Genomic DNA, 22,173 nt, shown 5'->3' with positions numbered 1-22,173 from the left:
ATTGCTCATCTATTGCAGTTATTACTGCACAAGTATCACAGTCAAATCCATATTTAGCTCTGTCATACCCTATTTCTTTTACTGTTTCCCTTACTAATTTAGGAATATCTACATATGTATTAGTACTTATTTCTCCTGCTACTAATACTAATCCTGTTGTAGTTGTTGTTTCACAAGCTACTCTTGCATGTGGATCTTTCTCTAATAATGCATCTAGTATAGAATCTGATATTTGGTCACAGATTTTATCTGGATGTCCTTCTGTTACTGATTCTGAAGTAAATAAATGTCTTGCCATTTTCATATCACCTTTCTTTTACTTTTTATATTATCCGCTGTTACAAGAGAAAGTTCTCTTAATATTTTACAAGCCACAACCGTAGATACATTCGTACTATCATAGTCAGGACTTAATTCAACTATATCTAAACCTACTATATTTGTATTTGATTCCTTTAGTATAGTAAATATTTCTCTAAATTCTCTATATGTTACTCCACCCGGTTCTGGAGTTCCTGTTCCAGGAAATATTGATGGATCTAAAACATCTAAATCAATAGTTATATAAATATTTTTTCCATCTAATTTATTTATTATATCTTTAAAAGTGTTTATAGTTTCAACTTCCATATAAGTATGCTTATCTTTTAAAGCAAATTCAAACTCTTCTTTTGTACCAGATCTTATTCCAAATTGGAATATTCTATTGTCCCCAACTATATCCCATACTCTTTTTATTACAGTAGCATGTGAATTTTCATTGTTGTTATATTCTTGCCTTAAATCTGTATGAGCATCAAAGTGAATTATAAATACATCATCATATTTTTCATGTACCGCTTTAAAAGCTGGAAGAGTAACTAAATGTTCTCCTCCTATCATAAAAGGAACCTTATTATCATTTACAATTTCTTTAGTTCCTATATATATTTCTTCTAAAACTTTATATGTATTTCCTATACTTAATTCTAAATCACCAATATCACATATTTTGAAATCCTCTAAGTCTAAATCTAATATTGGGCTATATGTTTCAAGTCCATAAAACTCTGGTCTCATAGCACTACTTGCAAATCTAGTTCCTGGTCTATTTGAAGTAGTCCCATCAAACCCTGCTCCAAATACTACTACCTCTGCATCTTCATAAGAAGTTTCCATTCCCATAAATGTACTTATATGTGAAAATTTATTTGTTTTCATCTAACATATCCTTAACGTATTGAGGTAGCATAAATGCACCTTTATGTATATCACTATTATAGTATTTAGTCTTTAAGTTTAATTTTTCCCAACTATCTTTATTTTGGTCTTTTACTGGGTCAAACTTCTTAGATGCAAATCCAAATAGCCAATGTCCTGATGGATAAGTTGGTATATGAGCTTGATAAACTTTTGCTATAGGAAATATCTTATTTATTTTTTCATTTGCTCTTTTCATTTCCTTAGCATTAAAGTCAAAATATGGACTTTCATTTTGATTTACAAGTATACCTTCAGTAGTTAATATTCTGTAGCAATCATTGTAGAAATCTACTGAGAATAATCCTTCTCCTGGTCCTATTGGATCAGTTGAGTCTACTATTATTAAATCATAAGATGCATCTTTAGAATTTTTGACAAATGCTACACCATCTTCATAATATAAATTTACTCTTTCATCATTTAATTTACATGCACATATATCTATATACTTTCTAGATACATCTACAACCATTTTATCTATTTCAACCATATCTATTTTTTCTATTTGCGGATAACGAGTCAGCTCTCTTACTGTACCTCCATCTCCTCCACCTATTACTAATACATTTTTAATATTCATGTTAGTTGCCATAGGTGTATGAACTATCATATCATGGTATATAAATTCATCTTTGTAATTTACCATCATAAGTCCATCTAATGTTAGAAACTTTCCAAACTCCTTACTGTTAAATACATCTACTTGCTGAAAATCAGACTTCTCACTAAATAAATGCTTCTCTACTTTTATTGAAAAACGTACATTATCTGTCCATTCCTCTGTGTACCAAAGTTCCATAAAAGTTCCTCCTAATAATTCAAATTTATTTTAATTTTTATATTTATGTGTCCTATATCTATGTGTGGACTAATTTGTGTATTTTTTATTTATATGTTATAATATAGATTCAAATTTATTTTAATTTTATTTATTTTATTTAGGTATTTATTGCTTATATAGCTTCTGGCTTATGAGTAATTTTACCTAAATCTTTTTTTGCTAATTTTTGAATTTTAGCTGTTAATCCTCTTGGTATTTCTGTAGATTCACTTCTTTCTGCTTTTAGAAGTTCTTCTAATAATTCAAAACTCTTCCAAGGGTCTATGTCTCCGCAAGTGAAGAAATCTGCTGCTGCATATCCATATTCTGGCCATGTATGTATTGTTAAGTGAGATTCAGCTATTATAACTGCTCCTGATACTCCCCATGGATTAAAGTGGTGGAAAACAGAATCTACTATTGTTGCTTTTGCATTTAATGCTGATTCATTCATAAATTTTTCTATAAGTTTAGGGTCTCTAAGTATTTCCTCATCGCAGTTGTAGTATTCTACTAATATGTGACGTCCAAGTGTCTCAAATTTCATCAATATCACTCTCCTCTTTTAATCTTTTATAACTACTATAGTATTTAAACTTTTATCTTTCATGTCTGTTAAGTATGCATTATTTGCTTTTAAAGTTTTTATATATTCTATTATTTCTTTAGTTACAATCTCTCCTGGAGCAATTATTGGTATTCCTGGCGGATAAGCCATTATAGATTCTCCACAAACTCTATTTATACTTTCTTCCAAAATTACACTTTCCTTATTTTTATAAAAAGCATCCCTAGGTTTGAGTTTTATAATAGGGTTTATTTGCTTAATATCTATATATTTAATTTTTTCATTTGACATGTTAGACTTTGAAATAGAGTCTAAAGCTTTTATAAGCTTATCTATATCTGACTTTGTTGTTCCTATTGATATTAATGCTAGTATATTATAAATATCTCCCAGCTCAACTTGAACATTATAATTTTGATATAATAAGTCATAGACTTCAAATCCTGTTAAGCCCAACCCTCTAACATTTATACAAAGTTTAGTCTCATCTATTGACTCTACACCATTATTTTCTAGCATTTCTTTAGAAATTACCTTAATACCTTTTATTTTATTTATCTTATATTTTGCATATCTAGATAAATTTAATGCTCTTGATAATTGTGACTCTCCATTAGTTTCTAGATTTAATCTAGCCCCATCAATACTCGCCATTAATAAATATGATGCTGATGTGGATTGAATCATATTTATAGTTTGTTGTACTTTATTCACATCTATATTTTTTCTATTTACTAAAAGTGCTGAAGCTTGTGTCAACGCTCCTCCCGTTTTATGAATACTTACTGCAGACATATCGGCCTTTGCATTCATTGCTGAAATTGGTAAGTCATTATTAAAATTAAAATGAGCACCATGAGCTTCATCTACTAATACTAATACGCCTTTACTATGACATAATTTCACTATTTCTTCTATATCTGAGCATGCTCCATAGTATGTTGGATTTAATAAAAACACTGCTTTTATATCCTTATGTTTATCTAATGCATCCTTTATACAATTTAAACTAACATTTAAACTAATCCCTAATGAATTATCAAACTCTGGCTGTATAAAAATTGGGTGTCCTCCAGAAAGTATAAGTGCATTTATAACCGATTTATGGATATTTCTTGGAATAAGTATCTTATCCCCTTGATCTATGGTACTTAAAATCATTATATGTATAGCACCCGTGGTACCATTGGTTATAAAAAATGCTTCATCTGCACCATAAGCTTTAGCAAGCATATTTTGAGAATCTTTTATAATAGTTCTTGGGTTAGATACATTATCCATAAGTGGAGATGAATTTATATCCATTTTCATAATATTTTCTCCAAAATAATCATTAAGTACTTCTACACCTTGTGCTCTTACATGACCTGGTACATCAAAACATACTATATCCATCTGTGAATAATCTTTTAATGAATTTAATAATGGAGCCTCTTGGTAATCCTTAACGCATTTTTCGACATTAACTTTCATATCCCAACCTCCTTTCTATATTTTTATTCAATTATTTTTTAAATTTAAGATTATTATTTTTACACTTAAAATTTACCTTTATTAAACTACCATAATTTATTATATTAACTTTTCTATTTTTTATCAAGACTTTTTTATTTTTTCAAATCCTAGCATTTACAATATATACACACCTTTTCAAACCATATTGTTAATATTAATTTTTTTATAGTTTAGTATTAGTAAATTTTTAAAAGTTTTATAATTTTATTTTTTTAGAATTTCATTTGTTTTATCAATACTTCAAGTTTATTTTTTTTAATATTTAAGTATATAATAACTAAACTTTTTTCAAAAATATATAATATTAAATATTTTTCTATTTTTATACATTTCTATAAAAAAATTAATTTCATTACGTAGACATTAACATAATATTCTCTATTCTTTCTATGGTATTAATTAATTGAAAATAAATAAAGAGGCGAATAATAAATTTATTATTCGCCTCTTTATTTATTTTGTATTTATATTAAGCTACTAACTTCTCAGATTCTTTATTGTACTTTTCTAAATCTATATCCTTTTCACTATTTGCTACTACAAGAGTACATACATTATCTCCCATAACATTTACAGTAGTTCTAAACATATCTATTATTCTTTCAACTCCCATTATTAAACCTATTCCTTCAAGTGGAAGTCCTACTGATTGTAAAACCATAGATAGCATTATCATACCAACACCTGGTACACCTGCTGTACCTATAGATGCAAGAGTTGCTGTTAATACTATAGTTATCATATCATTCATTCCTAAATCAATACCGTATATTTGAGCTATGAATAATGCTGCTATACCTTGCATTATAGCTGTTCCATCCATATTTATTGTAGCTCCCATAGGTATTGTAAACGATCTTGTTGACTTTCCTACACCTAGTTCTTCCATTATCTCTAAACTAACTGGTACAGATGCATTACTTGATGCTGTTGAGAATGTAACTACTGCTACTTGTGTAAATTTCTTTAAAAATGGTTTTATCTTTTGTCTAGTAAATAATTTAAATAATCCTCCATATACAACTACTACATGAACCAATAATCCAAGTAATACTACTAATACATACTTCATAAGACCTATCATAGCATCAGTTCCTACTGTTGCAAAAGTATTAGCAACTAGAGCAAATACACCATATGGGGCAAATAACATTATTATATTGACCATTTTCATACATACTTCATTAGCACTTTCAAATAAAACCTTTATAGGCTCTGCTTTTTTACCCACCACACTTATAGATATACCTATAAGCACTGCAAAGAATATAACTTGTAACATTTCACCACTGGCTAAAGCTTGTATTGGGTTGCTTGGTATTATATTTAATATAATATCTGTTATTGACTTACTTTCTCCTATTGCTACTGACCCCATTTCTACAGCTCCCATGCTTATACCGCTACCTGGCTTTAATACGTTTCCTAATATAAGAGAAACTATTATAGCTATTGCTGTTGTTCCTAGGTAAAATAGCATTGTCTTTCCACCAATTCTACCTAACTTCTTTACATCTCCCATAGATGCTATACCGCATATTAATGATACAAATACTAAAGGAACCACCATCATCTTTATAGCACTTGTAAACCCATTTCCAAATACTTTAAGTATCCCATTTAATAATAATGTATCTTTTATAAATCCTGTTGGTAATTGTTTTACTATTAATCCGAATATAAATCCAAGTAATAATCCTAATAAGATTTTACTAGTTAATGTAAGTTTTTTCTTCATTTAAAATTTCCTTCCTCTCGAACTTTTTTAACTTTCTATATGCTTATTATACACAATTTCCGTCCAATTGTACATTAAAAATTAAAGTACCATTTGATTATGACATTATTTTTTTTATTTTTTTAAAGTTATTTTATCTCATATATATATATTAAACCTATATTTTTTAAATTAACTTTATTTTATTTGGTTACACAATTCAAATTCGTTATTTTATATAGTAGATATTTTTTTATTAAGTATCTTTTAATTTTTACTTATTATTTCATCCTATATTTTAAAATTTTATTTTATAAATTAAACAAAAAATAGAATAAGGGTTTATAAACCCTTATTCTATTTTTTAGAAATTTTTTTAATTTTTAATTATTTTTAGTTATAAATTTATATTTTTACATAGTTAAAAAGGGAATACTTCCTCAATAGTCTCTTCTTTAGAGTTTTCTTTTTCAAATATATCATTTGAAGCAAAGTATTCTTGTGTAGGATCATTCTTTTTGTTATCTAAAAATTTAAAACTACTTGCAAGTACATTAGTATATGTTTTATTTACTCCATCTTTTGTCTTATATTTTTTAACTCTAATTTGACCTTCTATACCAATTCTTCTTCCTTTGAATACATATTTACAAAATATTTCTGCTTGTCTACCCCAAATCTCTACTGGTATAAAATCTACATCTCGTACTCCTTCTTTATTGATATAATTTCTACTAATTGCTATTGTAAATTTGGATTTTGCTCTTTGACCTATATATTCAATTTCTGGATTTTGAGTTAATCTTCCAACTAAAATAACATTATTCATAGCTTCTCTTCCTTTTTTACGTATTTTAGTTGAATTATATACACATAATGGTATATTTATACATTTTTGTATTTTATATAGAAATATTATTATTTTATATTAATTATTTTAAAATCTTTAGGAGGAATAATTAAACTTATTGTATCAACTTCTTTTTTAGTTGAGTTTAATTCTACCTGGACATCTTTAATTAAATCTATCTCTCTTGCTTCTTTTCCTAAATTTAGATCTATACATTCTTCCTTATCTGATTTATTTATTATAATTAATATTTTTTCATCACTTGTATATCTTATATATGAAAATACAGCATCATTTTTCGTGTTTATAAATTCAGTTTCCCCTTGTAATAAAGCTTTATATTTATTTCTTATAGTTGTAAGGTTTTTGTAAAACTCAATCATATTCTTATCCTCATGCTTCCAAGGATAAGTTCTTCTGTTATCTGGATCTGTTTTTCCACAAAGTCCTGCTTCATCTCCATAATATATATATGGAACTCCTTCAAATGTCATTTGTATTGCTACTGCAATCTTTAATAATTTATTATCTTCATTAAGTTCTGTTTTAATTCTTGCGACATCATGGCTTCCTAATAAGTTTAAATTAGATTTAAAGGCTTCTTTTGGATAATTTTCTTTTATTTCTAAAAATTTATTATTAAGTTGCTTTGATGTAATTGCTCCTTTGAGAAATTCTAATATATTTTTTCTAAATGGATATCCCATTACAGAGTCTAGTTCTTTACCTAAAAGATATCCCCTTCTTTTATTGTAACTAATTTTATTAGATGCATCTTCCCATACTTCTCCTATCAAAACAGCTTCACTATCTATATTTTTAAGTTTTAACTTAAATTCTTTTATAAATTCCGATGGTAACTCATCACATACATCTAATCTCCAACCTTTAACACCCATACTGGTCCATTTATTTATAACACTATCATCATCATTTATTATATAATTCATATAAGTTTCATTAAGCTCATTAACATTTGGAAGATCCTTTACTCCCCACCAAGACTCATATTCGTCGCTATTCTCTTTAAATCTGTACCAATCCCTATATTTTGAATGGTTTGATTGGTATGCACCTACTTCATTGTAATTATTATATTTATTAAAGTACTTACTATCTGCCCCAGTATGACTAAATACTCCATCTAATATAATATTTATTCCCTTGCTTTTAGCTTTATCAATTAATTCCTTAAATATTTCTTCATCTCCAAACATGGAATCAATCTTTTTGTAGTCTCCTGTATCATACTTGTGATTACTAGATGCCTCAAAAACTGGGCTTAGGTATATAATACTTACACCCAGTTTTTTAAGATATCCTAATTTATCAATTATTCCTTTTAGATTTCCACCATGGAAATCCCATCTTATTATATCTCCTTGTTCATCTTTTATATACATAGGGGCATCATCCCAAGTGCCATATAAAAAGCTATTTTTCTTTGGATTATTAATCTTCTTATTTCTATTCCCATTATTAAATCTATCTATAAATATATGATATAATATCCCTTCTTTATACCAAGTAGGTGCATTATACTCATCATATACTGTTATTTGATATTTGTTTATATTATTATATTGGTATTCTATACAACTTCCATCTTCTATATTTTTTCCATAGTATATTACTTTAATTTCTCCTTCTATTTCAACTTCTACTTTAAAGTAATAAAAATATAAACCTATTTCATTAAATCCACTAAATTCACCATTATAGTATTTTTTATTCTCTTTTATCAAACTTATTTTATCTATTTCTACATCTTCCTTTAAAATTACCCAGGAAATGTCTTTTACGTTATAATTTTCATTAACTTTAACTGTTATTCTAAACTCTTGGTTTAATTTTAAAGCACCAAAAGGAGCTTTATCTTCCCAGGAATTATAAGTTATTATATTTCCCATTTATCTAGCACCCCCTAAACCAAATGTCTTTTGCATATTCAGATATAGTTCTATCACTAGAGAAAATACCTGAATTAGCTATATTAATTAGACACATTTTACTCCACTTTTCTTTATCCCTATATAAAGTATCTATCTTGCTTTGGGCCTCTATATAATTTTCAAAATCTCTTAGTACAAAATATTCATCATTATATGTTATTAATGAATCATATATAACCCTACCTTCTTTTGATATATTTGGAATAAATCCATTTACCAGATCGTCTACAACTCGCTTTATTTTAAAATTAGAGTTATATAGATCTAAAGATGAGTATCCTCCATATTTATTGTAATTTAATACTTGAGATGCTTTAAGTCCAAATATAACGATATTTTCTTCACCTACTTGGTCATATATCTCTACATTTGCACCATCTAATGTTGCTAAAGTTATTGCCCCATTCATCATAAATTTCATATTTCCAGTTCCTGATGCTTCTTTTGTAGCTGTTGATATTTGCTCACTAACATCTGTTGATGGAATTATTTTTTCAGCTAAAGACACGCCGTAATTCTCTATAAATACTACTTTTATCTTGTTATTTATGCTTTTATCATTATTTATTTTTTCAGCCACAGAGTTTATCAACTTTATTATACATTTAGCCAAGTGATATCCTGGTGCTGCCTTTGCACCAAATATAAATGTTCTTGGTACAATGTCAAGTTCTGGATTTTCTAATAACTCATGATATAAGTGTAAAATATGAAGTACATTTAATAGCTGTCTCTTATACGCATGTAATCTTTTTATTTGTACATCATAGATTGATTCTGGATTTATGCATATACCATATTCTTCAGCTATAAAATTAGCAAGTTTAGTTTTATTTTTTATCTTAATACACTCTAATTTCTTTAAAAAATTTCTGTTTTCTTTATAATCTTCTAACCTTTTTAATTCTTCTGTATCTTTTTTCCATATATTACCTATATGCTCTGTTATCAAGTTGCTAAGGTCTTCGTTACAACTTATAAGCCATCTTCTATGAGCTATGCCATTAGTCTTATTGTTAAATTTACCTGGATCATCTTCATAAAAATCACTTAGAACTTCTTTCTTTAATATTTCTGTATGAAGCTTTGCAACTCCATTTACACTATAACTCCCTATTATAGATAGATTAGCCATGTTTATGTTATTATCACATATTATACTCATTCTTCTTATTTTTTCATTATCATTATACTTATGATTCAGATATTCTACATATCTCTTATTTATTTCTTCTATTATCATATAAATTCTAGGTAATAGCTCTTTCATCATATCTACAGGCCATTTTTCCATAGCTTCTGCCATTATTGTATGATTCGTATAGGATATAGTATTTTTTGTTATATCAAAAGCTTCTTCCCAAGATAATCCCTCTTCATCTAGTAAAATTCTCATAAGTTCTGGTATGCATAATGTTGGATGTGTATCATTTATATGAATTGCTATATGTTTTGGAAAATCTAGTATATCAAACTTATTTTTTCTATATTTATTTATTATATCTTGTATTCCTGAACTTACTAAAAAGTATTCTTGCTTTAATCTTAAAAGTTTTCCTGCATGATTTGAGTCGTTTGGATATAAAACTTGAGATATTTCTTCTGTGTAGTATTTATATTTTAAGGCTTGCTCATAGCTACCAGTAAAAGTATTTGCATATAATGTATTAATTCCAAAATCTCTATTTAAGATTTCTGCTTTAAATAATCTTAATGTATTTATGAAATCATTATCATATCCTATTATTGGTATGTCATATGGCATAGCCATAACTGGTATATAACCATGATGTTTTGCTTTAAGTCTTCCATTGTCTTCTTCTAAATAAACCTCTCCACCAAATTTAACAACTACAGCTTTATTTGGTATAATACTTTCCCAAGAGTATTGTTCATGTAAAAGCCAGTTATCAGGTACTTCTACTTGATATCCATTAATAAATTTTTGCTCAAATAAACCATACTTATATCTTATACCGTATCCATGACCACTTATATTAAGCGATGCCATTGAGTCTAGAAAACAAGCTGCTAACCTTCCAAGACCACCATTTCCTAAAGCTGGATCTTTTTCTGCACATATTAAATCATCTAAATCTATTCCCATATCCTCTAGACCTTCTTTTATCACTTCTTCTATTTGTAAATTTAATAAATTGGATTTTAATTGTCTACCTATTAAAAACTCTATACTAAAATAATAAACTTCTTTGTTAGTACTAAGTCTATTATCTACCCAATACTTAGCTATTATATCTTTTATAACGCTGCTTAAAACTATTTGAAGTTGTTCATTTGTAGCTTCATTTATAGAGTGTGCATAGATGCTATATATTTTTGAATTAAACATTTCTTTAAATTCTTGTTTTGTAATTCTGACCATAGAATCTCCCCTTTAATTCTGAGTATCTTTATAAGTCTTTATATACTCTTTAGCTGACTTTTCCCAGCTACTATCGGTATTCATTGCATTTATAACTAACCTTCTCCATTTTTCTTTATCATTATAAGTTCTTACAGCCTCTTGTATACAAAAAAGCATTTCATGTGCATTATAGTTTTTAAAACTAAATCCATTTCCTTCTCCAGTATATTTATTATATGGATTAACTGTATCCTTAAGTCCCCCAGTTTCCCTAACTATCGGTAATGTTCCATATCTCATAGCTAACATTTGACCTATACCACAAGGTTCAAATAAAGATGGCATTAAAAACATATCACTTCCTGCATATATTTGTTGAGCAAGAGAGCTATTAAATATTATTCTAGCTGAAACTTTTTTAGGATATTTTGAATCATAGTAATTAAACATAGATTGATATTGATGTTCTCCTGTTCCTAGTACCACTATTTGAAGTTTTTCCCTAAGTATTTCAGGCATAATATAAGATATTAAATCAAAACCTTTTTGTGATACTAATCTTGATACTATACCTATAAGAGGTATCTCTTCATTTACCTCAAGACCTAATATTTCCTGTAGTCTTAATTTATTTTTTACCTTATTATCTATGCTATTTATATCGTATCTAAAAAATAATTCATTATCTGTTGAAGGATTATTTAAGTCATAATCTATTCCATTAAGTATACCTTTTAATTTGTGATTATTTGATAAAAGCAATCCATCTAAGCCATATCCATAGTACTTTGTTTGTATTTCACTTGAGTAAGTTGGACTCACAGTAGTAACTTTATCACTAAATACTATTCCCGCCTTCATAAAGTTAACTCCACCGTAATATTCTACATCCCCATTATCTAAATAGGATTGTGGAAGTCCTAATACATCTGGTAATACTTTATTTGAAAATACACCTTGGTATTGAAGATTATGGATAGTATATATAGTTTTGATATTTCTATATTTTTCTAAATGACTATATTTTTCTTTTAATATTAATGGTATCATTCCAGTATGCCAATCGTTCATATGAATTACATCTGGGTAAAAATCAATTATAGACATAGATTCTAGTACCGCATTGCTAAAGAAAGTATATCTTTCTGCATCATCATCATATCCATATAAGTATGCAATTTCACCTTCACGTTTAAAATAGTATTCATTGTCTATGAAATAAAATTTAATTCCATCTAGCTCCATTTCTAAAAGTCCACAGTATTGATTTCTCCATCCAACTTCTACATTAAATACTGCTACCTCTTTTAATTTCTCTTTCAGATAATTAGGTATAGTTGAATACTTAGGTAGTATTACTCTAATGTCTACCCCTTCTTTTTTTAATGCTTTTGGAAGGGCATAGGATACATCTCCTAATCCCCCTGTTTTTGCAAATGGCCAACATTCTGACGTAACATAAAGAACTTTCACTAACTACTTCCCCCTTAAATTAGATACTTATATTCTTTTCTATAACTATAGGATAATTTTCATCACCTTTTAATTCTCTACCTTTTGATAAAACTATGTTTTTATCAAATATCACATTTTCTAATTTACTATTCTCCCCTATGACACAATTTTGCATTATTATAGAATTTTCTATATTAACACCTTTTTCTATATGAACTTTTCTAAATATAATACTATTTTTTACATTTCCTTCAATTAAGCATCCACTTGCAATAAAAGAATTTTCTACATTAGCACTATCAGTATATATAGTTGGAGCTTCATTTTTTTCCTTAGTTAATATTTTTCTATCTGAATAAAGCAATTCCTTAGCTATATTTATATCTAATAAGTCCTTGCTTGTTTCAAAATATGATTTTACAGATTTTACACATTTTAGATATCCAGCATATTTAAATCCCCCTACTTTTTTATGTTTTACCACATCAAATATATAATCTTCTAAATACATGAAATCTCCTGTATTTGTTAGGTTCTCTATTATATGTATAAAATCTAATCTTTTCATAATATACATTTCCATGTATATATTAGCCTTATTAAATGCCCCTATATTAGTACCCATATTTAATACATCATTATTATCATTTAAGGTTAATGTTATATTGCCTTTAAAATCTTCTCTTGCATTGTCAATTTCTTTATATATAAGCGTTATATAATTATTAGATTCTTTGTGATACTTTAAAACCTCTAAATAATCGATATTACATATCATGTAACCTGGAGAAACTAATACATAATCCTCTTCACTTCTTTTAATATACTCTATATTACATAATAAATTATATATATCTCCATCTCTATACGGATACATATTTTGATGTTCCGTATGTTCTGGACTAAATATAGATAATCCACCTTTCTTTCTACTTAAATCCCAGTCTTTTCCACTATCTATGTGATCTGTCAAAGACCTATATTTTTCTTTCGCAAATATACCTATATTTGTTATGCCTGAATTTACCATATTAGATAAAGTGAAATCTATAATTCTATATCTTCCACCAATAGGTGTAGATGCTATTGGTCTAGCATAATTTAATTTACTTATATTTGGATCTCCCTTTTTATTTAAATTTATTATCCCCATACATTTATTTCTCATTATTACATCACCCCTTCTGAAATTAGCTCTTCATCAACAATATCATACTCAGAAATAACATTTATCTTTTCACATTCTCTTATAATTACATTATCTTTTATTACTGCACCTTCACCTATCATAGCTTTTTCTATAACCACATTCTTTCCTATTGTGACATTTGGCATTATCACAGAGTCTGATATATTGCTATTTTCACCTATAGTAACGCCATGGGATAATACAGAACTCTTAACATCTCCTAGCACAACACACCCATCAGCTACTAATGATTCATTTATGTTAGAATTTTTACCAATATATTGCGGTGGCATTGCCATTGTATTAGTATATATTTTCCATTTTGGATCTTGTAAATTTAATACCTCTTTTGATCTTATAAGGTCCATATTAGCTTCCCATAAACTTTCTATAGTACCTACATCTCTCCAATATCCTTTAAATGGATATGCAAACATATCTACTTTATCCTCTAACATTTTTGGTATTAAATCTTTGCCAAAATCATCATAGTTTAAATTTTCTTTCTCTGATTTTATAAAGTATTTTCTTAACATCTTCCATTCAAATATATATACACCCATAGATGCTAAGTTACTTTTTGGATTTTTAGGTTTTTCTTCAAATTCATATATACTTCCATCTTCTTTAGTATTCATTATTCCAAATCTAGATGCCTCATCCCACCCCACTTCTATTACAGCTATTGTGGCTTTTGATTTCTTTTCGATATGATAATTTAACATTTTGTTGTAGTCCATTTTATATATGTGATCCCCAGATAATATAAGTATATATTCTGGATTATAATCATCTATAAAGCTCATATTTTGATGTATTGCATGAGCTGTTCCTCTATACCAACTTCCTTCTTTCTCATTCATATATGGAGGCAATATATATACTCCTCCATTTATTCTATCTAAGTCCCAATGACTACCTATACCTATGTGTGAATTTAGTATTAATGGTCTATATTGAGTCAAAACTCCAACAGTATCTATTCCTGAATTTGTACAATTACTTAATACAAAATCTATTATTCTATATTTTCCACCAAAAGAAACTGCAGGTTTTGCAATTCTTTTTGTAAACACTCCTAATCTTGATCCTTGTCCCCCTGCTAAAATCATAGCTAAAATATCTTTTTTCAATGGCTTTTCCCCCTAATTTATAATTTTTTCTTTTTTACTAATATCTTGCTATTATTTATACGTTTTATATCTTGACTTAACCCACCGATTAATATCTTTTTCCCCTTATCCATCTCATATTTAATTTTTTTAAGATTTTTTCCTTTTATAAAGGTTGCCCCTAATGGTGGTACTTTTATTTTTATGTGATGTTCTTTGTTGTGCCATTTTGAATTTATTGAGAAAAGTTCTGAACCTTTCATTGTTTGACCAGAACCTCCATAGATTACATCATCTGAGTTGAAAACTTCTTCATATGTACCTTCATACGGTACTCCAACTTTATAATCGTAATGCACTATAGGTGTGAAATTTATTACAGCTATAATAAAATCTTCTACTTTTTTACCTTTTCTCATAAGTACTACTATGCTTTGTTCATTGTTATGCGGATCTATAAAATCAAATCCTTTATGACTATTATCAATTTCATATAAAGCTTTTTCATTTTTATATAAATGATTAAGTTTCTTTACATATTCTTTAATTTTTTTGTGTTGATCTCGCTCTAACAATTCCCATTCAAGCCCATATGCATACCTCCATTCTATATCTTGAGCGAATTCATTTCCCATAAACAATAATTTTTTTCCTGGATGTATCATGTAATATGCATATAGAGTTCTTAAGCCTGCAAATTTTTTCCACTCATCTCCAGGCATTTTATCTAAAAGAGATTTCTTTCCATGAACTACTTCATCATGAGATAGAGGAAGTATAAAATTTTCTGAAAAAGCATACATAAAAGAAAATGTTATAAGCTCGTGATGATATTTTCTATATATAGGGTCCATTTCCATATATTTTAATGTGTCGTTCATCCATCCCATATTCCATTTATATGTAAAACCTAGTGATCCTTTATAGGTAGGTCCTGTAACCATAGGCCAAGCAGTTGATTCTTCTGCTATTATCAAAGGATTGTCTACATTTTCATAAATAATCTTTGTGAATTCTTTAATAAATTCTATTGCCTCTAAATTTTCTCTTCCACCATATTTATTAGGCTTCCACTGGCCTATATCATAATCTAGGTATAGCATGCTTGATACAGCATCAACTCTTATACCATCTATATGAAATTCTTTAAACCAATATAATGCATTAGATATTAAAAAGCTCTTTACTTCTGGCTTTCCCAAATCAAAATGTGCAGTGCCCCATCCTATATTTTCAGCTTTTAACGGTTCTTCATACTCATATTGAGCCGACCCATCAAATTTATATAGACCATGATCATCTTTACAAAAATGACTATATGCAAAATCTAATATAACTCCAATTTGATTTTGATGGCATCTATCTATAAACTTTTTAAATTCTTCTGGTGGTCCGTATCTACTTGTGCTACTATAATAACCTGTTGTTTGATATCCCCAAGATTCATCTAATGGATGTTCTGTTATTGGTAAAATTTCTATATGGGTATATCCCATATCTTTTACATAGTCTACTAGTTCATATAATTCTTTATAATCAAAAAACTCTCCATCCCATTTTCTTTTCCATGAACCTAAATGTACCTCATATATATTTATTGGAATTTCATTAGTATTTTGTTTTTTTCGTTGTATATTCCAATTTTTATCATTCCATTTATAATCATCTTCTTTATATACAATAGATGCTGTATTTGGCCTTTTCTCTGAGAATCTAGAATACGGATCTGATTTTAGTTTTTTACTTCCATCAGCTCCTATTATATGGTATTTATAAGAACAACCTTCTTTTATATTTTCTAAAGATATATGCCAAAATCCTAAATTATTTAGATTGTTCATTGTATACTGATACAGATTCCAATTATTAAAGTCCCCGGTTAAATAAACTTGCTTTGCATTTGGAGCCCACAATGTAAATGAAGTAATATTATCACGAATATGGCATCCTAAAAATTTATAGCTATTATAGGACTCACCACTTTTAAATTTTTTTATATTTTCTATAATAGATTTATTACATGTTACTTCTTTATATTTCATAAATAAATTTTCAATCCTCTCTCATTTTCCCCTGTATAGTATATAATTATATATCAGTAAGTCTTATAATTAACAAATAACTTATAGTAAAATTCAGTCATGTGATGTGTAATTCTAACATAATATTCTATATCTATACTATTATTTAATAGAATTATGTATAATCTTCTACTTATGTAATTTGTTGATAAACTTCAAATACATTTTTTAATTTTGTTGTTAATTAGTTTAATTATTTTTTTGACAATGTTATTTTCTAAGTAATCCATTTATTTTATATACAAAGTAATAAAATTTGCTAAAATTAAATAATTTCTAAGCAATAAAAAAACACCACTTGATGCAAGTATGCATCTAGCGGTATTTTTTTATTCTTAATTAATAAATTTAATTTTTACCATCACTTAAGACTTCTTTTATACCTTTAAAAGTTCCTAAGAAGTTTACTGTATCAGAAGGTAATACTAACTTAGTTGCATTTCCTTGGGCAACCTTTTCTAATGCTTCTATAGATTTTAAAGCTAGTATTCTTTCATCCACATCAGATTCCTTCATAGCTGATAATACTTCTCTTAATCCTTTAGCTGTTGCTTCTTGAACCTTTAAAATAACTTCAGCTTCTCCTTGTGCCTTAGCTATAGCCATTTCTTTTACAGCCTCTGCTTCCCCTTGTGCTTTTAGTATAGATGATTCTTTCAAACCTTCAGCTTCCCTTATCATAGCTTCTTTCTTAGCTTCTGCTCTAAGTATTGCTGATTGTTTTTCTCCTTCTGCTTGAAGTATTGAAGCTGATTTATTACCTTCTGCTTGAAGTATTGCCTCTCTTCTTTCTCTCTCAGCTCTCATTTGCTTTTCCATTGCTACTTGTATATCATGTGGTGGCATTATATTTTTAAGCTCTACCCTGTTTACTTTTATACCCCACTTATCAGTAGCTTCGTCTAATATAGCTCTCATCTTTGTATTTATAACATCTCTTGACGTTAAAGTTTCATCTAAATCTAATTCACCTATTAAGTTTCTTAAAGTTGTAGCAGTTAGGTTTTCTATAGCTGTAATAGCATCTGCTATTTCAAATACATATCTTACAGGATCTGTTATTTTGTAATAAACAACTGTATCTATTTGCATAGTTACGTTATCTTTTGTTATAACTGGTTGAGGAGGAAAATCAACAACATTTTCTCTCAAATCAATTATATAACTCATCTGATCTAAAAATGGAACTAAGAAATGAACACCTGTGTCTGCTACCTTTCTAAATTTGCCTAGCCTCATTATTATACCTACCCTAGACTGTTTTACCACTCTTACACAAGATAGAGCAATAACAATTGCTACTACTATTATAAGTATCGGTATTACTAAATTCCCTATCATTTCAAACATAATACATCCTCCTAAATAATTTATATACCTTTTTATTTAATTATAGATACTTCATCATGTTTACTTACAACTAACTTAACTCCCTCTATCTTGATCACTTTAACTTCTTCACCTTTTAAAATCTCACTATTGTCTATAGATATTGCACTCCATTCTTCATTATCTACTACTACTAATCCCATTTGATTTTCTTTTATATCTTTTGTTACCATGCCTTTTTTATTTAATACAGCATTAAGATTTGTACTATACTTAAATGTTTTATCTTTTTTAACTATCTTTCTAGTACCTATTATTAATAGAATTATTGAGATTACAGCAAATATTATTACTTGGACTATTATACTTTCTATAAAACTACTTAAAAACATAAGTATTACAGCAGCTAAACTAAACCAAATTAACGTTAAGCTCGGTGTCATAGCTTCTGCTATAGCAAATATTATTGCTACAACTAACCATACTAGTTTCATTGACCCCCTCCTAAATATAAATATATATTAATTGTATTATATCATTGTTTAATTTATATCTATGTTTATTATAAATTCTGTAATATATTGTAATATTTACTAGTTTTCCTCTAATTTAAATAATATATTTTATTTCTATTAATATTTATACTAACTCTATTTCCTCTTACAAGCTTTAAATCCTTATTTTTTAATCTTACTTCTATAGCTTTTTTACTTTTATCTTTTCTTAAAAAGACACTTATCGTTTCTGGGTTTTCTATTACATTTTCTACTACAAATTCTTTACTTATTGAATCCTCTACCTTATCTATGCTTATATTATTTTCTCTTATACCTATGTACTTAAATTTTTTAGCATTTATATCCTCTATTATTAAATCCCAATCTATAGCATATATGGTATTATCCTCCAAAACCTTAACCCTTGATATGTTTTTACATCCAGTTATTTTAGCTTCTAAAACTGTGCTTGGATTATTGAATAGATCATGTCTATTTCTTTTAACCTTAGCCTCTAACTCTTCATACACTACTATGTCTTCACACATTCTATATGCTTCTTCTATATCATGAGTAACAATTATTGAATTTTTGTTGTATTCATTTAATATTTCATTTATTTCTAATCCTATGTTTTTTCTTAAGTGGTAATCTAGCGCAGAAAATGGCTCATCTAGTAACAATACTTCCGGTTCTGTAACTAAAACCCTAGCTAATGCTACCCTCTGTGCTTGTCCCCCTGACAATTCATAAGGGTACCTATTTTCTAATCCATTAAGCTTTAATTTATTTATATACCTTTGAGATAATTCTTCTATATCTTTTTTTCGTAAATTACTTATTCCAATCTCTATATTTTTCTTTACAGTCATATGAGGGAATAGTCCATAATTTTGAAATAAAAATCCAACTTTTCTATCCCGAGGAGGTAAGTTAACTTTTTCATCCGAATCAAATAATACCTTATTATTTAATATAATTTTACCTTTATCTGGCGTTTCAAGACCTGCAATACATTTTAATGTCATACTCTTACCAGAGCCTGACTGTCCCAAAAAAACTAGTTTTTTACATTCTTGATTTATTTTCACTTTTAATATCTTTTCTCCAACCCTTTTTTCTATATCAATATATAGAGACATTATTATTTCCTCTTTCCTACTATTTTTAATTGTTTGTTAGACCAATAATTAAGTATTAACATTATACCTAGTGACATTAGTATTATTACCATAACCCAAAAGCTAGCCATAGCCATATTTCCACTTTCAACCTCAAAAAATATAGCTATTGGTATTGTTTGTGTTTTTCCAGGTATATTTCCGGCTATCATCAATGTAGCTCCAAACTCACCTATTGCTCTTGCAAATGATAATGCTATACCTCCTATCACACCAGGTGTTGATAGCGGTAATATTATTTTTTTGAATATATTCCACTCACTAAGACCTAAAGTCCTTGCTGATAGTATTATATTTTCATCAATTTGTTCAAATGACGACCTTAAGCTTCTGTACATAATTGGTAAAGATACTGCTACTGCTGAGATTACAGTAGCCCACCAAGTAAATATTATATTTTTATTCATTGATATTAATATATTTCCTACTATCCCATTTTTACCAAATATAAGTAACAAACAAAATCCAACTACTGTTGGAGGTAGTATTAAAGGAAGGGTTAAGATTATTTCGATTAAGGTTCTAAATTTTCCTTTATAGTTCATCATAAGATATGCTATTAAAATTCCTATTATACTTGTTATAATAGTTGCAATTAGAGATGTTTTTATAGATATAATTAATGGTGTCAAATCAAAATTCATATTATATGTAATTCCCCCTATTTTATAGTTATATTTCCTTATACCCATATTTTTTTAATATATCTTGTCCCTCTTTGCTAAATAAAAATTCTTGGAAATCTTTAGCTTCTTCTATATTTTTGCTATCCTTTATTATCGCCATTGGGTATATTATAGGTGAATGGTATTTATCATCTATTTCCTTTATAATATTAATTTTATTATTGTTTACTGCATCCGTTGAATATACAAATCCTACATCCACATTTTCTACTTGAGCCCACGCTAGTACTTCTTTTACATCTTTAGCATAAACTAACTTATCTTTTACTTTTTCCTCTAAGTTTAAATTTTTTAAAGTTTCATATGCATATTCTCCTGCTGGTACACTTTCAGGATGCCCTATTCCTATATGTTTAACTTTTTCACTCATAAGATCGTCTATACTATAACTTTTCGAATTATTGCTACTAACTAAAACTAACTTATTTTTTGCTAAATTTCTTACACTTTCCTTATTTAATATACCTTTTTTATTTAACTCATCTACTTGTTTTTTCCCTGCTGAGATAAATAAATCACAAGGAGCTCCTTGTTCAATTTGTTGCTTTAGAGTTCCTGATGAACCATAATTTATGACTAATTCAACATTATTATTTTTAAGTTCATATTCTTTTTTTAATTCTAAAATTGCTTCTTTTAAGCTTGCTGCTACCGAAACATTGATTTGTTTTTTATTATTTTCATTACTTGTACACCCTAAAATACTAATAGCTATTAAACATACTATTATCATAAAGATGCTAAATTTTTTCATAATATACTTCTCCCTAAATTAATTTTTATAACATCTTTATATTATCAAAAACACCTACATTAATGTAGGTGTTTTAATTATTTTTTATTATTATCTATTATAGTTTTAGTTGTGTCTAAGTCTTTTCCTATACATCTTTGACTGTTTATTCTTTCTGATACTAGCATTTCTGCTAATAAACCTTTTAATTCATGTACTAATTTTTCTATTTCTTTTTTACCTATTTCTTCTTTGTCAATTTCTTTTTTTGCTTCTTTTGGATCTATTATAGTTTTAGTTGTATCTAAATCTTTTCCTATACATCTTTGACTATTTATTCTTTCTGATACTAACATAGTATCTACCATATTCTTAGCTTCTTCTACTAAATTGCTTATTTCTTCTTCTGTAAACTCTTCTTTATCAACACTTTGATCTATTATAGTTTTAGTTGTATCTAAATCTTTTCCTATACATCTTTGTGTATTTATTCTCTCTGATGTTAACATAACTCCTGATATCCCTTTTATTTCTTTCGCTATTGTAGATATTTCTTTTCCTAACTTATTTAACTCTTCCTGTGTTAATTCTTCTTTTTCTACATCTTGGTCTATTATAGTCTTAGTTGTATCTAAATCTTTTCCTATACATCTTTGTGTATTCATTCTTTCTGAAGCTAACATAACCCCTGCTAATCCTGTTAATTCTTCTTTTAAACCATGTAATACGTTTCCTAACTTTTTCATGTCCAGCCACCTCGTTGTTAAATTTTGCATCTCTTAATTATAATTACCATATAAACATTTGTAAATACTTTATTTTATCTTACTTTTATTATACCTATTATTGTAAATATATATATCTCTATTTTGATTAATTTA

At 27.7% G+C, this 22,173-nt stretch carries 19 protein-coding genes; all 19 read right to left on the bottom strand.

Going from position 1 to position 22,173, the window contains the following annotated elements; translation table 11 throughout:
* Nucleotides 1-298 (bottom strand): S-adenosylmethionine synthetase N-terminal domain-containing protein (locus I2H23_RS14025; protein WP_243248317.1); only part of this gene is annotated, 298 nt, incomplete at its 3' end.
* A gap of 2 nt (nucleotides 299-300) precedes the next feature.
* On the bottom strand, nucleotides 301-1,200 hold the full coding sequence (gene speB, locus I2H23_RS14020; RefSeq protein WP_092923096.1) for an agmatinase: 900 nt from the start codon (nucleotides 1,198-1,200) through the stop codon (nucleotides 301-303).
* On the bottom strand, nucleotides 1,187-2,041 hold the full coding sequence (speE, locus tag I2H23_RS14015; RefSeq protein ID WP_195581858.1) for a polyamine aminopropyltransferase: 855 nt from the start codon (nucleotides 2,039-2,041) through the stop codon (nucleotides 1,187-1,189). Before speE ends, speB begins: the two co-directional genes overlap by 14 nt.
* Before the next feature lie 154 nt (nucleotides 2,042-2,195).
* On the bottom strand, nucleotides 2,196-2,609 hold the full coding sequence (speD, locus tag I2H23_RS14010) for an adenosylmethionine decarboxylase (protein ID WP_092923090.1): 414 nt from the start codon (nucleotides 2,607-2,609) through the stop codon (nucleotides 2,196-2,198).
* A gap of 18 nt (nucleotides 2,610-2,627) precedes the next feature.
* Complete coding sequence (locus I2H23_RS14005; RefSeq protein WP_195581856.1) at nucleotides 2,628-4,103, bottom strand: aminotransferase class I/II-fold pyridoxal phosphate-dependent enzyme; 1,476 nt, start codon at nucleotides 4,101-4,103, stop codon at nucleotides 2,628-2,630.
* A gap of 511 nt (nucleotides 4,104-4,614) precedes the next feature.
* Nucleotides 4,615-5,883, bottom strand: a complete 1,269-nt coding sequence (locus I2H23_RS14000) for a dicarboxylate/amino acid:cation symporter (protein ID WP_092923085.1) — start codon at nucleotides 5,881-5,883, stop codon at nucleotides 4,615-4,617.
* 400 nt (nucleotides 5,884-6,283) lie between these two features.
* Nucleotides 6,284-6,691 (bottom strand): single-stranded DNA-binding protein, encoded by a 408-nt coding sequence (locus I2H23_RS13995; RefSeq protein ID WP_092923082.1) that lies wholly within the window; start codon nucleotides 6,689-6,691, stop codon nucleotides 6,284-6,286.
* A gap of 89 nt (nucleotides 6,692-6,780) precedes the next feature.
* Nucleotides 6,781-8,622, bottom strand: a complete 1,842-nt coding sequence (locus I2H23_RS13990) for a glycoside hydrolase family 13 protein (protein WP_195581854.1) — start codon at nucleotides 8,620-8,622, stop codon at nucleotides 6,781-6,783.
* Nucleotides 8,623-8,626: 4 nt separating this feature from the next.
* Nucleotides 8,627-11,047, bottom strand: coding sequence for a glycogen/starch/alpha-glucan phosphorylase (locus tag I2H23_RS13985; protein ID WP_195581852.1), 2,421 nt, complete (start codon nucleotides 11,045-11,047; stop codon nucleotides 8,627-8,629).
* 12 nt (nucleotides 11,048-11,059) lie between these two features.
* Complete coding sequence (glgA, locus tag I2H23_RS13980; RefSeq protein ID WP_092923073.1) at nucleotides 11,060-12,502, bottom strand: glycogen synthase GlgA; 1,443 nt, start codon at nucleotides 12,500-12,502, stop codon at nucleotides 11,060-11,062.
* A 19-nt stretch (nucleotides 12,503-12,521) separates the two neighbouring features.
* Nucleotides 12,522-13,652 (bottom strand): glucose-1-phosphate adenylyltransferase subunit GlgD, encoded by a 1,131-nt coding sequence (gene glgD / locus I2H23_RS13975; protein ID WP_195581851.1) that lies wholly within the window; start codon nucleotides 13,650-13,652, stop codon nucleotides 12,522-12,524.
* A gap of 2 nt (nucleotides 13,653-13,654) precedes the next feature.
* Nucleotides 13,655-14,806 carry a glucose-1-phosphate adenylyltransferase gene (locus I2H23_RS13970; RefSeq protein ID WP_166504843.1) on the bottom strand — a complete coding sequence of 384 codons (1,152 nt, stop codon included), beginning with the start codon at nucleotides 14,804-14,806 and terminating at the stop codon, nucleotides 13,655-13,657.
* Nucleotides 14,807-14,823: 17 nt separating this feature from the next.
* Entirely contained in the window at nucleotides 14,824-16,827 is a 2,004-nt protein-coding gene (gene glgB / locus I2H23_RS13965; RefSeq protein ID WP_195581849.1) for a 1,4-alpha-glucan branching protein GlgB, read from the bottom strand.
* Nucleotides 16,828-17,214: 387 nt separating this feature from the next.
* Nucleotides 17,215-18,207: an SPFH domain-containing protein gene (locus I2H23_RS13960; RefSeq protein WP_092923296.1), complete on the bottom strand. Its 993-nt coding sequence runs from the start codon at nucleotides 18,205-18,207 to the stop codon at nucleotides 17,215-17,217.
* A 41-nt stretch (nucleotides 18,208-18,248) separates the two neighbouring features.
* On the bottom strand, nucleotides 18,249-18,689 hold the full coding sequence (locus I2H23_RS13955; RefSeq protein WP_092923064.1) for an NfeD family protein: 441 nt from the start codon (nucleotides 18,687-18,689) through the stop codon (nucleotides 18,249-18,251).
* 110 nt (nucleotides 18,690-18,799) lie between these two features.
* Nucleotides 18,800-19,834 carry a sulfate/molybdate ABC transporter ATP-binding protein gene (locus I2H23_RS13950; protein WP_195581847.1) on the bottom strand — a complete coding sequence of 345 codons (1,035 nt, stop codon included), beginning with the start codon at nucleotides 19,832-19,834 and terminating at the stop codon, nucleotides 18,800-18,802.
* Nucleotides 19,835-19,836: 2 nt separating this feature from the next.
* Complete coding sequence (modB, locus tag I2H23_RS13945; RefSeq protein ID WP_195581845.1) at nucleotides 19,837-20,517, bottom strand: molybdate ABC transporter permease subunit; 681 nt, start codon at nucleotides 20,515-20,517, stop codon at nucleotides 19,837-19,839.
* Nucleotides 20,518-20,545: 28 nt separating this feature from the next.
* Nucleotides 20,546-21,313 carry a molybdate ABC transporter substrate-binding protein gene (gene modA / locus I2H23_RS13940; protein WP_195581843.1) on the bottom strand — a complete coding sequence of 256 codons (768 nt, stop codon included), beginning with the start codon at nucleotides 21,311-21,313 and terminating at the stop codon, nucleotides 20,546-20,548.
* 77 nt (nucleotides 21,314-21,390) lie between these two features.
* Nucleotides 21,391-22,038 (bottom strand): hypothetical protein, encoded by a 648-nt coding sequence (locus I2H23_RS13935; protein WP_092923055.1) that lies wholly within the window; start codon nucleotides 22,036-22,038, stop codon nucleotides 21,391-21,393.
* Nucleotides 22,039-22,173: the final 135 nt, after the last annotated feature.

Origin of the sequence: Romboutsia sp. BSD2780061687b_171204_C1 (assembly GCF_015560225.1) — a bacterium.
Taxonomy (GTDB): Bacteria; Bacillota; Clostridia; order Peptostreptococcales; family Peptostreptococcaceae; genus Romboutsia_C; species Romboutsia_C hominis.
The sequence above is the reverse complement of the archived record's forward strand: the minus strand, read 5'-3'. Positions and strand labels throughout refer to the sequence as shown.

Excerpts from the sequence above, each read along its gene's own strand:
- speB (WP_092923096.1), bottom strand. The coding sequence starts at position 1,200 with ATGAAAACAAATAAATTTTCACATATAAGTACATTTATGGGAATGGAA.
- speE (WP_195581858.1), bottom strand. The coding sequence starts at position 2,041 with ATGGAACTTTGGTACACAGAGGAATGGACAGATAATGTACGTTTTTCA.
- speD (WP_092923090.1), bottom strand. The coding sequence starts at position 2,609 with ATGAAATTTGAGACACTTGGACGTCACATATTAGTAGAATACTACAAC.
- I2H23_RS14005 (WP_195581856.1), bottom strand. The coding sequence starts at position 4,103 with ATGAAAGTTAATGTCGAAAAATGCGTTAAGGATTACCAAGAGGCTCCA.
- I2H23_RS14000 (WP_092923085.1), bottom strand. The coding sequence starts at position 5,883 with ATGAAGAAAAAACTTACATTAACTAGTAAAATCTTATTAGGATTATTA.
- I2H23_RS13995 (WP_092923082.1), bottom strand. The coding sequence starts at position 6,691 with ATGAATAATGTTATTTTAGTTGGAAGATTAACTCAAAATCCAGAAATT.
- I2H23_RS13990 (WP_195581854.1), bottom strand. The coding sequence starts at position 8,622 with ATGGGAAATATAATAACTTATAATTCCTGGGAAGATAAAGCTCCTTTT.
- I2H23_RS13985 (WP_195581852.1), bottom strand. The coding sequence starts at position 11,047 with ATGGTCAGAATTACAAAACAAGAATTTAAAGAAATGTTTAATTCAAAA.
- glgD (WP_195581851.1), bottom strand. The coding sequence starts at position 13,652 with ATGAGAAATAAATGTATGGGGATAATAAATTTAAATAAAAAGGGAGAT.
- glgB (WP_195581849.1), bottom strand. The coding sequence starts at position 16,827 with ATGAAATATAAAGAAGTAACATGTAATAAATCTATTATAGAAAATATA.
- I2H23_RS13960 (WP_092923296.1), bottom strand. The coding sequence starts at position 18,207 with ATGATAGGGAATTTAGTAATACCGATACTTATAATAGTAGTAGCAATT.
- I2H23_RS13955 (WP_092923064.1), bottom strand. The coding sequence starts at position 18,689 with ATGAAACTAGTATGGTTAGTTGTAGCAATAATATTTGCTATAGCAGAA.
- I2H23_RS13950 (WP_195581847.1), bottom strand. The coding sequence starts at position 19,834 with ATGTCTCTATATATTGATATAGAAAAAAGGGTTGGAGAAAAGATATTA.
- modB (WP_195581845.1), bottom strand. The coding sequence starts at position 20,517 with ATGAATTTTGATTTGACACCATTAATTATATCTATAAAAACATCTCTA.
- modA (WP_195581843.1), bottom strand. The coding sequence starts at position 21,313 with ATGAAAAAATTTAGCATCTTTATGATAATAGTATGTTTAATAGCTATT.
- I2H23_RS13935 (WP_092923055.1), bottom strand. The coding sequence starts at position 22,038 with ATGAAAAAGTTAGGAAACGTATTACATGGTTTAAAAGAAGAATTAACA.